At 39.4% G+C, this 15,682-nt stretch carries 10 protein-coding genes; all 10 read left to right on the top strand.

Translation table 11 applies throughout. The features are described from left to right. Nucleotides 1–258 precede the first annotated feature (258 nt). Nucleotides 259–1,308 carry a hypothetical protein gene (locus tag PLA23_RS00900; RefSeq protein WP_324329278.1) on the top strand — a complete coding sequence of 350 codons (1,050 nt, stop codon included), beginning with the start codon at nucleotides 259–261 and terminating at the stop codon, nucleotides 1,306–1,308. Between the two features lie 84 nt (nucleotides 1,309–1,392). Continuing rightward, entirely contained in the window at nucleotides 1,393–1,905 is a 513-nt protein-coding gene (locus PLA23_RS00895) for a hypothetical protein (protein ID WP_324329279.1), read from the top strand. Nucleotides 1,906–1,916: 11 nt separating this feature from the next. Then, the gene (locus PLA23_RS00890; RefSeq protein WP_324329280.1) at nucleotides 1,917–2,876 is read left to right on the top strand and encodes a phage major capsid protein; all 960 of its coding nucleotides are present in this window, start codon (nucleotides 1,917–1,919) and stop codon (nucleotides 2,874–2,876) included. 69 nt (nucleotides 2,877–2,945) lie between these two features. Beyond that, nucleotides 2,946–3,365 (top strand): hypothetical protein, encoded by a 420-nt coding sequence (locus PLA23_RS00885; protein WP_324329281.1) that lies wholly within the window; start codon nucleotides 2,946–2,948, stop codon nucleotides 3,363–3,365. Further along, a complete protein-coding gene (locus PLA23_RS00880; RefSeq protein WP_324473619.1) occupies nucleotides 3,362–4,210 on the top strand; it encodes a hypothetical protein in 849 nt (282 codons plus the stop codon). The genes PLA23_RS00885 and PLA23_RS00880 overlap by 4 nt, the downstream gene beginning before the upstream one ends. 102 nt (nucleotides 4,211–4,312) lie before the next feature. Further along, complete coding sequence (locus PLA23_RS00875; RefSeq protein ID WP_324473617.1) at nucleotides 4,313–4,678, top strand: hypothetical protein; 366 nt, start codon at nucleotides 4,313–4,315, stop codon at nucleotides 4,676–4,678. Nucleotides 4,679–4,850: 172 nt separating this feature from the next. Continuing rightward, on the top strand, nucleotides 4,851–6,044 hold the full coding sequence (locus PLA23_RS00870; protein ID WP_324473616.1) for a phage tail tube protein: 1,194 nt from the start codon (nucleotides 4,851–4,853) through the stop codon (nucleotides 6,042–6,044). Between the two features lie 87 nt (nucleotides 6,045–6,131). Then, nucleotides 6,132–6,998 (top strand): hypothetical protein, encoded by an 867-nt coding sequence (locus PLA23_RS00865; protein ID WP_324473614.1) that lies wholly within the window; start codon nucleotides 6,132–6,134, stop codon nucleotides 6,996–6,998. A gap of 67 nt (nucleotides 6,999–7,065) precedes the next feature. Further along, complete coding sequence (locus PLA23_RS00860) at nucleotides 7,066–7,461, top strand: hypothetical protein (protein WP_324328565.1); 396 nt, start codon at nucleotides 7,066–7,068, stop codon at nucleotides 7,459–7,461. 380 nt (nucleotides 7,462–7,841) lie between these two features. After that, the coding region (locus PLA23_RS00855; protein ID WP_324473612.1) for a GNAT family N-acetyltransferase at nucleotides 7,842–15,682 on the top strand (7,841 nt) is incomplete at its 3' end.

Below are 15,682 nucleotides of genomic sequence, written 5' to 3'. Positions count from 1 at the left end.
AACAACTGAAAGAAAAATCCAGCAAAACTCATAAATTTCAATTCAGACCATTTTTTATCTTTTAAATCACAAAATCAAACCATTTAATAAAATCTTTTGTAATCTGTTTTATTTTGGAATAATTTATATATTGTAAACTTTAAAATGCTTGTGATGTCTAACTATAAATCTTTCGATACATACTTAATTGAAAGTCCTATTTTACAGGTCGGTGAATATACTGACATGGATAGGAAACATCTCAAAGTTACTCCCGAAATGGTTAGACACGTTTATGAAATTATCCAGTCACGAAAATCCCCGGCGAAAATCATCGATAATCATGACGGGACCGAGATTGGTGAAGTCCGAAAATACGAGTTATCTGATGATGGCAGTCAGATTATCCAGAAAGGAATCATTCTTGATTCTGAACGATTTTCAAGGAGACAACAACAGGGTTACAAATTTGTATCACCTGAAATTGTAATCAACCGGGATGCCAACGACCGGATAGTATCAGTTGATATTGATAAACTCGCTCTTACACAGAATCCGGGTATGATCCCATCAATGTATAATGTTGAAAAATTCAGGTTTTCTGCACCGAATGAGGATGATCACATTATGGAAACAAACACAGAATCTAACGGTTGGAAGGAACCAATTGGGGAACTCGAAAAGCGAATTCAGAGCATGAATTCAAAATTGGACAAAATTGGTGATAAATTAATGACAGAACAACAGTCTGTACAGCAGCAACAGCCATCTGTTCAGAACATGATTACGCTGACACCTGAACAACTTTCTGAACTTGTCAAGTCTGCAGTGAGTGAGCAGATCAAGGCGTTGCAGATGTCACCACCGGAGACTGAAAAGCCAGCCGAGGTATCAAAATCAACCGAAGATGATGGTACACAGGAGAAACTGCCTCAGGAACTGCTCGAAAAAATATCCCGGATGGAGGCGGATCTGGAGCGATACCGAAATGAAACGAAAGCATCTCTTCAGAGTAGGTACGATGCCCTGTATAAGGAGCTCCGCGACTTGGGTATCGAGAATCCGGATGAACTGGTATCTGATTCGACTCTAACGTTAGAGCAGAAAATATCAGTCCTTGAAGGTTATAAACGGACAAGAATCAAGCATTCAGGCATCACCAGCCCCCTCAAGGAACCATTATCGGGAGAGAGTTCATCTCCAAAACAAAGACAGAAGATCACGATCAGTGATGTTCTTAAAAAACTGAACGCAGAGAATTCACCTGATCTGCGTGAAAAAATATCAAAGCTCAGAATTTTCGATGAGCATGGTGTATTTATTGGGTGATGTATTATGGTTATGATTCCAAAATATTCTGGTACTGGTTTCGTTGTAAGATTGAAACCGGATTTTGGGGAGATTCAGACCCCAATGACCAATACTGGTTACTACACTCCGTATCAGTTTGGTTACAAAGGACAGGCAGTTGTACTTGCAAAATCTTCACAGTTTGATCCGGATGCAACCCCGACTATGCTCGTTGCAGTTCCGGCAGGTGAAGGGGCTAACCCTGACGGATACATCGCAGTACCTGATCATACCAATGATCCAAGACCGGGTGCAGTTGGTCATCTGCTTCCTGAAGCAGGATTCCTTGATCAGGTTGATGATCAGGGCATTCCATATGCCAGTAAAATGGCAAACTGGGCTACTGCAGGGATTGTCGCATTCCGTGAAGGAGACATTGTCGGACTTCCGCTTGCAAAGAATCAGACTGTTGAACCGGGTGATGAACTTACTGTTGCCACCGGCGGATTGTACAGAAAGGTTGTTTCCGGAGACAGTGGTGTCTGGGTTGTTGCAAAGGTAGAAATGGCAGCAAAATCAACTGCAACCACGATTGTTCCTGTGATGTCACGGATTGTAAGCAAGAGACGTGTGTGAGGTGAAATAACATGGTAGATGAATATAAACTCGGAACATATACCTCGGATCTCACGCTCGAAGAGAAGGTATTAAAGGCATCAGCACTGACCATCAGTGAACTTGTCGATCTCGAAACCATTCAGAATATGGAGTTCATTGATGCTGTGAATCAGCGTACCACCAATAATCTTGATGTACATATGTATTTCAGGAAGAACAAACCGGGTGGTGCGTTCCAGATTGGAGAGCAGATCCATGCACCGTATACCAGATATGAAACTTTCCAGAAGAATCTTACTCTGAAGGAATACCGTTCAGGTGTTGCTGTAGATGACATTGCCCGTGTCCGTCTTGATGAGGCAAACCAGATTATGAATGCTGTTCAGATGGCTGGAGAAGCATTTGCAGAATACCGTGATATGGAGATTCTTGAAACCCTTATCAATGGTGCCGGTGTTGAGGTTGATGCAGGAACCAAGTGGAACAATGTCGCTGCTGATATCACTGGTGACATTGGTAATCTCCTTGACAAGCTCTTTACTCAGGATACCACGAATGTTTCAGAACGTGAGATTGACAGTATCATCATTTACTATCCAAGCAAGCTGTACTCACAGATTCGTGAACCGGCACGCTTCCTGACCAATGCTGCAAATACTGTGGCAAGCCGGATTCAGGTTAACACCAGCGATCTCGACTGGTCCCGTCAGACCTACGGTATTACTTGGATGGGTAGCAAGAAACTCAATTATGTTGGTGATGCTATTGCTGTTATCCGGAGTGGACGTACTGCAGATCACTATACCTTCGTGAATGACAAGGTCCCGCAGGTTGAACAGGCCCGGAACCCGTATCATGGTGTCAATGAATGGATTAACACCCGGTTCTTCGGAACGTTCCTGTATCCACGTGGTCCAGATCCGGAAGATATTAACAAGAACGACAGAGTTCTTCGGATTAAGACTGTCTGTGACAAGACCGCAGTATAATCCCCATCATTTTTCTGAATTTTTTACACACATTTTTATTAAATACAGGAAATTAACATATATTCCTGTATGGCTATACAATTCAGTTCCCTCATTTTCAAAGTACGGAATGCACTGGCGCAGATTGATATTACCAGAATTGATGATATAATAATTTATGAATGTATACAGGAAGGATATGATACCATCCGGATGATTGCTGATATGCTGAATATCGATATTGAAACGATTCAGCAGTATAAGGTTGAGCGATGCACGGTGCAACTTGCCAAATACTTTGCCTACAGAAATTATACAAAACTTGCAGAGCGGCTTGAAGGAACGGAGCCACAGACATCGGCATTGCAGGTATCGTATGATCAAAGTGATGCAAAACAATGTCTGTCTTTGCTGTTCGGGTGCCCGTTTACCGATGAACTCATTCCGGATATCGCTACCATGAATACATTACCAACATCCGGAACCATGACAATATCTGATCTTGCATGAATTCGCGAACGTTCAGAATAAATATCGATCCAAAAAAAGTCGGGATACCGTTCGGTACAAAACCACATCCGTCAAAAGAGATTGTATCCGTAATGCTCTCACACGGAACATATTTTTATATGTCAAAAGACTATAAAATTCCTGCGAAATTTAAGGATCGTGTTGCATTTGGTAAGCATATCCAGTCCTATATAATCACATTAATTAATAAGGAAGTCAGACAACTCATGAGATACTGGATTCAGAATGTTGAGAATTATTTTAACAGACGTGCATATGGTCGTTATTTTGGAAATCCCAATACCGGAGCGAACAGAAGAACAAATATCAGATCGTTTATCATCACTCCGACCCAGATGAAATTAAAAGGAAACCAGCCATATCCACAGATTGGAAAACGACCATTTAAGAATACCGGTCAGTTGAAAAACTCCCTTCGTATCATGAATGTTTCAATATGGGGTGCAGAATTATACGTGACTTCTGTCTATGCCCCTACAAATAACGCAGATTACGTGAACTTCCTGATACATGGTACCAGAACTGTCAGGGGGACTCCGTATATCCCTGAACTGGATAAACGTATTCATGCACATGGGCGATGGATTGGTATTACTCACAGATATTGGGAACGCTGGCAAAAAATGTTTGAACAGAGAATTCATGGTGCCGAATCCAGACTAAATGCGCAAATCAGCCAGTATATCAAGGCAATGGGTGCGGTAGAAGGAATTTACCATCTTTTACAACAACCAACTTTATCACCTGTACAACGAACAACGTTAATAAAAGAGTCCAAACGAATCACCACAACATACATCCGTGCCGGCAGAAAACTCATATAAAGTCCACTTTAATCATTCCTGTTTTAATAACATCTTTATATAGTCAATTCCAATTTAAGTTTTATTATGGTGCGAAGAGTCAGGCGGCAACGGGATGTCAAAATGGCCGTCGAAGAAGGTCTGAAACAGTTAGGTTATACTGTTTATCCGCAGGATACCGGATATCTGCAGCCTATGGAATGTGTTGTCAGATATACCGGTTATAACCATGAGATTATTACAACAGAAAGTTACTGGGATTCTGTTGAAATCGTCATTCTGTACAATGAAGATAACAATAATGAAATGCCAATACATATAGTTGAGATACTGGAAAATGTGACAAAATATGTTGAGGATTCCGGTGTGCCAAGTTGTACATCATTTAAATTTACACGCGTTATCCCGTATCCAAACGGAGAATCAACACGTGTTGAAATCTATGCAACATATGACTTTGAAGTAGACTGGATTGACAACAACAACTAATTTTCAACCAGTTAATATTTTTCATTAATATTAATCAGATTTGCATTTTAATCGTATGTAGTATTGTGGCATTCAATTTACAATATATAAATGTAATGCAAACATTTTTACATCATATATAAATGAGGTAAATTCCAATGTTTTATGACCGTCTCCATGGAGGACAAGAATTATGGTCGCAAAACGAGAGATTTGTATTACTAAGGACCCGTATGCATATGATGAAGTCCTTATGGATACATATGGTATTACTCCGGGTTACCGTGCCGGAGTTCTGGGAGCAACTGAATCACAGACTGCTACCCTTGACTTTATAAGATATCCAAACTACCCAACATATCCTGACACTCCAAAGTTCACCACATTACGTGTTCAGGCACATACTGATACTGCAAATCGTGAAACTATCCGTGAAGAAGCCACTGATTCTGTTGCAGCAGCATCACTCTTTGGTGGTGTATATAATGCATCAGGGTCAATCAATGGCGTATGGAGAGGCTGGGATTTTCACTTATCAGGATTCCTTGAAGGTATCCTTGGGTATCAGGGAGAGACAATTCCGGATGCCCCAAGCCTTCCGAATCAGGCAGCAACCGGAAAACGATATGAACTTTCCATGATTCCGTCAGTGCTTGCCCTGAAGATTGTTGATGAACAGGCAAAGACACCAAGTGGTACACGTGGAACCACCACTATCTACCGTGGAGTCGGTATCAGTTCATTTGAAATCTCACTGGCGACAAAGAAATACGCAGAATTCAGTGCTGAATGGATTGCCAGACGATCTGAAGTTTATGATCTTCCACACAACTCAAACTCAACCATCAATGGTGACCCGGCAATCTTCTATAATGCCGTGTTAACATGGCAGCCTGAAAATGGTTCACCAACTGCATTCAAATGTGCAGAATTCAAGATGAATATCGGCCGTCAGATTGATCGGGATGCATATATGATTGGTTCCCAATTCCTCTATGATCTGCTCTATAACGGAATGACTGAACTTGGTGGTTCAATCTCCCTTGCCCCGTCAGACTGGGATAAAATCCGTGCGATGATCGCTGGAACTAATGATGACTCTGTCAATACACTGGATCAGGACAAACATGAATACTTTGGTCAGGTTGACTCAAGCCCGACACAGAGCACCGTTCTGGCAAACGCAATTCCATCAGGTAAATTTGTGGTTACTCTCCATACTCCGGATGGAACCCGTGTGGTTACCAGAATCACCGCAGATGAAGCTAAACTTACCGAAGCATCCCGTGAAGCACGGGGTCAGGATAGATTCAATAAGACCATTAACTGGGTCGGTATTATCAACAATGACAAACACTTTTATGTTGATGTATATCCACCAGCATAATCTTTTATAATTTATTTTTATAATATCACTCCCCATGTTTTTTATATAACGTAAACTTTAAATATAAAAACCATGGCACGAGGAATTATGGTCAATAATGTGGCAGTGCCGGTAAGTGACGTTTCATACAATGCCCAGAGAAATCCCATTGTTGAAAAGTCATTCGGACATGCTACAGAACCCGAGATATATGGTGGTGGTGTTGTATACACTGGTTCATTCGGAGGCGCTTACCGTCCCGGAAATAATGGGTGGCAAACAGTCATTAAACAATTTATGGGTGGAAATCAGGCCGCCAACGTAGAGACATTTGCACCGGACAGTGTAATTCCAATTAAAGTTTCTGATGAATTTGATAATACATTTGAATTCGGGAGTTGTGCAATCACTTCAATCGAAATAAATTGTAACGTTAATGATTATACAAAAATTACAGCAAACTGGATTGGGACATTTGCATCATATTCTACAAACAATCCATGTTCATCTGCAGAATATACCGCACCAATTTCCGTATTCTACAATACAAAAATAGGGAATATGAAAGTAAAATCACTTCGGTTACGTCTTGAACGCCCGTTTGATCAGCAAAATTTCATCATCGGATCTGAATATCTTCAGGATCTTGTCCAAAATGACAATGTAACAATATCCGGTTCTTTTACGGTTTCTCCAACAGATTACGACCTGTTTAAATCAATATATCTAACCGGAGATCCATTATCAAAAACCCCATCAAATGCAAACAAAAACCAGATTATTGTAGATGGTGCAACAATTGAATTCCGAAATCCGGAAGGAACAAGCACTATAGGAACCATCGTTATCTCAAAATTCGCGTTGACTGATGGTGATGCAAGTGCAAACGGACGTAATCAGTTCGAGAAAACCATTAATTTCAAGGTCCCTGTAGATAACAAAACCAGAAAGTGTTCATTTACATTCGGTTCATAAATATTTTTCTATATTTAACTCTTCAATATCCATATTATTTATAAAATGGCAAAATCCATCAATAACTATGGTTTCAAAACGAAAAAACCCATTTGAACTCGAAGTTACTACGGAAACCGATACATACAGAGTAAAAGTCCCGACAGGTGATATTGGCTGGATTCACTTTTCAATTTTAATGGAAGCAGAAAATGAAAAGGCCAATGCACTGGAAGAATACCGGAGAAAATGGAATGAGGAAACTGGAACATATGATGAAGAAAAGGTCAGACTCCCATCACCACGTGAGGCTGAAATAATGAGAGTGGCCATGCAAAAATGGATCAAGGAAGTCATGCCTCATGTTATTGTCAGTCATCAATGGGATGAAGTACCGTGGTTTGATATCATGCCAATATTTCAGGCAATTAGCACAAACAGTTCCATAAATACGACCAACTTTCGACCTGTTCAAGAATCGTGAAGAACTCGGTGAATATGTCGATCCTGATGGATATCTTGCAAGACAGGAACAATATAAAGAGTCCATTGGTTTTCTGGCAATGCTCTCCGGGAAACTTCCACATGAAATCCTTGAAGATCCAAACTGGCCAAAAACCATCATGTTTGATCTCGAAGTGTCGAAAATCGTTTGGAAGCGCTACTTTTCGATTTTAGCATCAAAAGGGCTGCTTTAATAAACACTATTTTTAAACCCCTTAACAAAATGAAGGAAAGAGGTGAAAAGAGTCCTCCATCTTGTTGTGTTTGTGTGCACATACCTATTGGCATTTCCATATATTTATTATTTGTGTTTCTTATTTATATTACATTGTAATAAAAATTACCTTATAATCTTTATATGTGGAAAAATTTATATATGTTTTTATGGTTAATCCACGGGATCATATTAAAACTCTTATTGCTGGTGGGATGTCACTGGAAGAGATTGCCAATTTAATAATCAATAACAATAGAACTATTGGGAAGACCAAGGAATCACAAAAAGAGTTAATGTCAAGGCTTGAACGTGTTAAACGGGAGGAAGTGGGTGAGATTCCTGATATTCCAAAGAAATACAGAGATTATATCGAAATGAACGCCAATACAATGCACACTGATAATTTGCTTGCACCTGTGGAAGAGGGATTACGTGTTGCATTAAAACCGTTAATATATGCTACCCGTGCACGAACAGTGAGTAAAATAACACCGGACATCCTTCGTTCCATTGGAATTTTTCCTAATGAGATTAACACATTATCTGTAAATCATCCACGTGTCAAGCGTGCATCCCGTGAGCTTACAAAACGTGGAATTGAGATTGCTCCCAGTGCCTTTTTTGGTGAACTCCGGAGACATCAGTCTTTCAACCGTTTAGAAATGGAAAAAATCAGGAACGGGGGAAGTATTGCAAATAAAATACGTCGTGCAAGATCTGGATTAAAACCTAAATACTATAAGACAGGTGAACCATTCAGAGTTGGTGGAAACCCGTTAAGTAATAAACCATATAATGCTATATTTAAAAACAATTTAAAGTTTGCACGACTTGAAGATCAGATGAAAGATATGCAGATTGTGAAATCCGGAGTTTCACAACTGCCGAAATCTGTAAATCTAAGTGTAATACCTCCGGTTGATGAAGCATTTTTAAAACGGATTGATCAGTTCATTCTTGAAAACAAAATAAAGAATCGTGGAGTAAAAAAAGCAAACACTGGTCTGAATGCATTAAAAAATCTTCGGTTAACAAGAATCCCATCAGAACTTGAGATGCCACACTTTGATCGGGAAAAGATCGTGGGAGATTTCATAGATCAATCGTTCCTGCATCTTGCTGATCATTCAAGATATGCCGGTACCGGGATGATGGGTGAAGCACTGGATGAGATGTATTTTTCAGGTTTATCAGGTTCAATATTTGATTTTAACGGGATTCCTGTAGGTGCTGAAAGTTCCGGTATAAAAGGTAAATTTTATGAGATGACCAGACTTGGTGTTTCTGATCATCCAAAGTTTAATTTTCAGGGTCAGGGTCTTGGAAAACAACTGTTTAATATGGCACTTGAAAAGGCACAGGCGTTACAAATGCCAATGATCTGGACAAGTGCAGCAAATCCCCACACATTGGAGTTTTATAAAAGACAACCCGGTGCACAACGCCGTGGCAAATCCCTGTATGAATTTATTATTCCGTATAAGAAAGCATTGGGTGGACTGATTAAAACATACCCAAAAAAGAAGACAATAACACTGACGCTCCCATCATTCCTCGAAAAACCGTATAGTATGTTAAGTTCAGTTGCGTACAGGGTTGCACCACGCTATATCAAAGAAGCAATGACAGGATATCGTGTAACAGAAGGTATGGATATAGAGAAAAAGAGAAAAATATTACAGATATTTAATGAAACTATTATAAAAGAACAAAATGATAAATTTTATGAATTATATAGAGATAAAAAGAATCACTCGCTGTTACTAGACTATTCAAAACCACATATACGCGGAATCGAACCTAATACAGAATTGTATAAGAATGTTCAGAATGTCTTTGCCCGTATACCAAAGTCATGGAGAAGAACACTTGCGTCCCAGATGGGTAATTATGATTTTGCATTAGAGATTCATAAAATGAAAAAAACAGATCCTTATTATAATTTTTCAGCAGGGTATTATAATAGTGCATCCAATGAGATTCATCTGAAAGATGATAGTACACAGGACACAATTCTGCATGAACTTATACATTCGTTATATAAAAATGCATCCCCAAATGCAAAACAGATTGCAATCGAGAGACTGAGAAAGGAACTTAAAATTTATGCGGTGGGTGATGATTCATATAATGTATATTCCAAGATGACACTTTCGAATTTTATACCGTTTATTAGAAATTACTATGGGAACCTGAATGAATTATTTGCATATTCAATTGAAGATATCAAAAATTTACATATAAGAAGATTCGGCGGATCATCTATTCCAAAATTTGCAAATGGATCATGGATAAATCCTGTGTTACAACGTAATGCACAACAGAGTGTTCTGAAATTACGTCAGTTACAATCTGTTGCAAAAATACAGCAATTGCGAAAACAGGTAACTGCAAAGAATGAACATCATCAGGCATTGCAACAGCGAATGCTTGAATCTGTAAACAAAATAATGCAGATGCGGAGACATGTCCAGACCCGTGTAAGACCTCCGAATTATGATAATTTGATGAATCCAAGCATCAATCTTGCATATAAAAACGCTGCAGGCAATGATAACCGCAATTACAGGGCCGTTATAAGGCATATCAGAAGGCCATTGTTTGAAAATCCTGATTATGCAAAAGAAGTCATGCAGTTCATGTTTGGTTCCGAATCTGGAATGAATACCGTTGTTTCAAATGCAACAACACAATTTCAGGGTGCTCTGCAACAGGTACAGTCATGGATTCCAAAATCAAATGACAATACATTAATAAAGAATATGCTTGAACAATTTACCATTGGAGATCCTGACGAACGGGGATTCAGACTTGTTCATTTCAAACCCGGTGATATGGTAGATCCCAATTTAATAAAGCATATCTATGATCTTTCAAAGCCTGTTATGGATGCAGAAATGCCAAATTTAAACTGGATGCAGCGAACCGGAAGTAATTATGCTCTTGATAATCTGGATACAATAATAAATAACTTAAAAATTTACAATGGAAAATTAAACAAAATGGGTTTGGTTGCTGCATTGGATAGCAAATCCAATGAATTATTAAGTTCCTTATTATACAGTAATTTCACACCTATATCAACATATGTCAACTTCTTTGGTACCCGTGGTTCCGTCCGTGGAAAAGGTATAGGTTCACAGGTTTTTGTTGAAGCAATGAAACATGCGTATGAATCAGGGGTTACAAAGTTTTCACTGACACCATTAAAATATCCGGAAACTTTAAGATTTTACAGAAGACATGGAATGGATCGGAACCATGAGTTTGATCTCGCACGACATGTCCCCAGATTGTTACGTGAACAAAGTATCATGCTTGGTGGTATATCTGTTGACGAACAGTTACGCGGAATTCATGGTAACTCAAAAACTCCGAATGCCATAATACGGAATATCAATGAAACCGTACTGGATAGATTAAAACAGAGATATGGAAAAAGGGCGTCCGGCGGTGCCGGTGGAATTGATGCACTGGTTTCGAACGGGGAATATACGGTTTCCAGTGCATTCTTAAGAAAGATTGGAGGAGGAAACGCACAAACCGGAGCGGGTATTCTCGATATGATGCGATCCGATTCACGTTATGACAAGAGAATTACACCGGATGAACCATCATTCGGGTACCTCGACATGTTTTCATCAGGCGGATCGGGAATATCCAAGATAGTTGGTCCGGGAGATGTTGATGATGACAGAATTTATGCCAAATTGCGGGTTACCGGCGGGAACAATGATCAGGCCTATATTATACCGGGTTTTCTGCGTGATGCATTAAGTTCTGCAGGAAGACCAATCAGTCACAGTGGAATATTCACCGGGAAATCATTTGCAACCGGTGGTTCATTAATTGGTAGTGATCTCCCGTCATTTATGTATGGTGGATTGCTTTCATCAGATGCAAATCAGTCAGGAATAATTGTTTCGTTAACCAGTGGTTTTAACGGAATATCCGTATTAGTCAAGACATTATTACAAACCAATACAATTTTAAACAAATTAAATACCATTTTATACAATACAACCAGAGGCTATGGAATCGGTGGACTTGGTGATACTGCTCTGCAATCAAAGGAAGCACCAACTGAATTTACATTAACAGGAAAACCCGTAAGAAAATATGAGCATCTCGGTCCCGAAAAAGAAGGGATGTATCGTGGGCATGTTGTAAGACAGTATCTTTCAGGATATCGGAGTATCAATGTCGGCTTTCCTGATATGAGAAACTGGAACCCGACAGACTATTTTGCACCACCAGAAGAGGCAGAAATGTCGATGCTTGGAAAGGCCAGAAAAGACATGATCATCTGGCTGAAAAATAAGCAGAACATGTGGAAAGAGATGGGTGAACGTTTCTGGAATGTCGGAGCCGGAAAGGAATATATAACAAGTGCAACATTTGAAACGATCATCGGTGGACAGTTTGAAGATATTCCGAGAGAGGATTATGCTGAAATTTTAAAAACCGGTAAATTAAAGAATGGACAGCCCATCAATTCACAGTTACTCCGGTATATCAAGAATCTTGATGTTATTGAAAATCTCGAAGATCAACTCAAGGACTTTGCAGAAACCATATTCGGGCATAAAGGTGCACGTGGCTGGGTCGGTGTTGATATCTCCAAGCGAATGGAAGATGTTAAGGTTTATAAAGGCGAGACCGGACAGGGTGAACCGATTATTGATATTGAACCACGTGAAGTTGCACGTATTACTGCAGAAATCAAAAGAACTGATACTGAATTGAAAGAAATGGGAATGACCTCTGATCAGGTCAAGATGCAGTTTGAACAGTTTATTAGACATGCATTGAAAGATACCAAATCAACAATCCCGGTATTTCAGAATTTTGAACGGAGGATTGAAGGTATCAGGCGGGAATTTACAACACTCTGGAAAACAGGAAATATGTTCAAGGATATCTCATGGCGTTTTGCAAGTCTGTCAATGAGTGCCATGGGAGTTTACTTCTCCATTCAGGGAGTCGTTATGACACTCCGGCAGGGATTCTCATCCTTGCTGACCCCGTTAAGTGATATTGAAAACCTGTTTAAATCAATAGGAATGTCCAATACATTTGCAGAGGAAACCATCAAAGCAAATAAGGTAATGAAAGACCTTGGTGTTAACACCAATACATTGTTAAAATCGTGGAAGGATATTACCGGGTTACAGGCATCGTGGAGCGTTGGTCTTGCTTCATTTGGTGCCAGGATTTTCAATCCGGAAACAATTGATGCAATTAGTACATCATTTACAAATGTATTTGAGAGCATAAATGAATCTGGAAATATAGAGAAGATGCAGGAATTTTTCAAGGCACTTCCTGAAGCATTACCTCCGATTCTGACCGGGTTAAACACATTCGTTGATATTATCAAGTTTATATCCACAAATGACATGTTTGGCAAGGGTTGGATACTTCAGATGTCATCCATGGCTCTGGTTGTTTCATTGTTCCTGCAGCCAATTACAGCGTTTGGTGCATCCCTGATGACAATTAGCGGGGCTATAATCAAGACCATTGCATACTTAAAAGGATTATCTGATGCATTTGCACTCGGAACAATAACAGCAACCGGATTTGCAAATGTATTAAAGGGAATTGCAGTGTTTGCTGTCAATGGAATACTGGTGTGGGAAGCATTTGCATTTGCCATCAATACCGTAGCAGAGGCATTAAATCAGGATTTCAGATTGCCATCACTTCTTTCCTCATTTACCGGAGTAACCAATGTACAGGATGTTGGAAAACTTCTTGGCTTCAAAAAAGGAGATGTATTTGAAAACGGTATTGTTCAGGGAGAACGCGAGGGGATTGACAGCGTCCCGGCGATTACCCCGCAGGGTCCTGCATTAATTGCACCGGGCGAAGCCATACTTCCTGCGGATCTTGTCGATTTATACGGGGAACAGAACGTTGAGAAATTTATCAAATCAAAGAACATCAACGATTTAACAGGAAATCGTAAAGCAGAAGGTGATGTTTACTCAAACGGAACTATTTACTCACCTGACAGTGCAATTCTCACATTCAGACAGATATCATCCGATAACAGAAAATACATGGGTGATATTTCAAAATATACCAGAGAAACCAGTGATTATGTAAATGCATCATTCGATGCCGGTGCTTTCCATGTCATTGTTGATAATGAAACATGGAATGGTGGTGCAGGAGCCAATCCTTTATCGGGAAACAATAGAGTGTCTTTAACACGTCCAAAATCAGTTGTCGAAGAGATGATTCCATATCTGGGCTCTGGTATGAAATCAGTATCACCCCTCGATCTGGTATTTAAAGGATTAAAAATTCCGGAATTCAAGATTCCCGAATCCGCAATAAAAATTATACCTGATGCATTATTCAGATTCTTTACCGATATTATAGGAAAAATGAAGAACATTCTCGATACTGAAAAAATAAAAGGAATAATTGATTCAATTATTAAAAATATAACTGATTTTCTCTCAAAAACAAAAGAAAAAGTTCCAACTTCAATATTAGACGAGGCTATAGACAGGGCAACCAAAAGATATGGACCTGATACCGGTAAAACGAAAGGAACAATAGAAGATACCGGGAAGTATTCATGGATTGATACATCAGAAGGGTATTCTTATGCAAACGATGTATTGGAAACATATGAAAAATTCGTTCCTGACACTGGTAAATCCACTGATTCATTCTTTAGCAGACTATTCAAAGGATTAAAGGGAATTTCAAAACCCGGATTACTTAAGGATCTCTGGGGTGGTGGAGAATATAATATCAAGGAAGGAATGAAACCAACCGATCCGTTTACAATAATGGGTGGAACTCGTGTAGCAGCAGAATATGGTCTTGATAGCCCTGAATTCCAAGCATTTATGTTGAATTCAATCATAGCAGGTGGTGCATGGCTTGGCGGTTCCCGGTTACTTACCCATCACATTTCACCATATCTTATTAACAAAGGAATTGGTATTGCAGGGGCAGAAGGTGCCGGTGTTTTATCAAAGGTTGGAGGTCTCGGTCTGATTAAGGCAGGTGAAGGTACCGGCATGATTGGTAATGTCATGGGAAAAGGATTAAGTCAGGCTGCTAAATATCTTGTTCCGGTAGCAGCAGTGACTGAAATTGCCAATGCCGGTTCACTTATGAGGGAAGGAAAAACTCCGGAAGAGATAAGAGAATCCCAGAAAATTCAGGATCTCATGACTTTTGGATTATTCCGGTATATTATATCAGTCGGGTATGAGAAAAATCTGGAAGAAGGAAAACAGGATATTGAACAGTTCAAAACACTTGACAAAGTTATAAATGAATCCTTAAACAGTCAGAATCCATTATTAAGCCCTATAACCGAAACGATGAAAAGGATATATAACAAACCGATAGAAACATTGTTTCTTATAAATCCAATGCTCCTAACATCCAAAGGAGTCGGAAAAGAGATACTTAATTTAACTGACTATATTCCGGGAACAAACGGAAATATAAAGAAGTTCGTATCAGATGCTTACAATGATGTATTCGGAGCAAGTACAACAGATATTTTTCTTGGTGGAAAATACTTTGCAAAAGGTATTGCACCAACGGCAGAACAGATCGGGACAGCAGTTACGACATTCGATCCCAACATGTTTTTGGATTCAACAAGACAGGTCCTTGGTGGATTTCTAGAATCTGTCGGACTAAAAAGTAATGAAACCAAAGAAGAGAAGGCAGAAGCAAAACTTTCCACAGAGGATCTGCGTTCCATGCTGGACTTATACACTGTACTAAATCAGAATACCGGAACGTCATCAGATACTGAAAACCTTGTAAATGTATTCAATTCAATGATACCTGAAAAAGGTTATAATACGGTAATGGACGAGTATAACATATCAAAGCAGATTCAGAATATCAATAATACACAGAATCCGAATCAGATTACAGTACAGGTTGGTGATGTTATTGTTCAGGTTGATAGTCAGGGCAAATCACTGGATGATATCAT

Source organism: Methanospirillum sp. (assembly GCF_035406105.1).
Lineage (GTDB): Archaea > Halobacteriota > Methanomicrobia > Methanomicrobiales > Methanospirillaceae > Methanospirillum.
This window is presented reverse-complemented; position numbering and strand designations above follow the sequence as displayed.

What these genes read in the sequence shown, in the direction of transcription:
- PLA23_RS00900 (WP_324329278.1), top strand. Translation starts at nt 259, where the DNA reads ATGGTTAGACACGTTTATGAAATTATCCAGTCACGAAAATCCCCGGCG.
- PLA23_RS00895 (WP_324329279.1), top strand. Translation starts at nt 1,393, where the DNA reads ATGACCAATACTGGTTACTACACTCCGTATCAGTTTGGTTACAAAGGA.
- PLA23_RS00890 (WP_324329280.1), top strand. Translation starts at nt 1,917, where the DNA reads ATGGTAGATGAATATAAACTCGGAACATATACCTCGGATCTCACGCTC.
- PLA23_RS00885 (WP_324329281.1), top strand. Translation starts at nt 2,946, where the DNA reads ATGGCTATACAATTCAGTTCCCTCATTTTCAAAGTACGGAATGCACTG.
- PLA23_RS00880 (WP_324473619.1), top strand. Translation starts at nt 3,362, where the DNA reads ATGAATTCGCGAACGTTCAGAATAAATATCGATCCAAAAAAAGTCGGG.
- PLA23_RS00875 (WP_324473617.1), top strand. Translation starts at nt 4,313, where the DNA reads ATGGCCGTCGAAGAAGGTCTGAAACAGTTAGGTTATACTGTTTATCCG.
- PLA23_RS00870 (WP_324473616.1), top strand. Translation starts at nt 4,851, where the DNA reads ATGGTCGCAAAACGAGAGATTTGTATTACTAAGGACCCGTATGCATAT.
- PLA23_RS00865 (WP_324473614.1), top strand. Translation starts at nt 6,132, where the DNA reads ATGGTCAATAATGTGGCAGTGCCGGTAAGTGACGTTTCATACAATGCC.
- PLA23_RS00860 (WP_324328565.1), top strand. Translation starts at nt 7,066, where the DNA reads ATGGTTTCAAAACGAAAAAACCCATTTGAACTCGAAGTTACTACGGAA.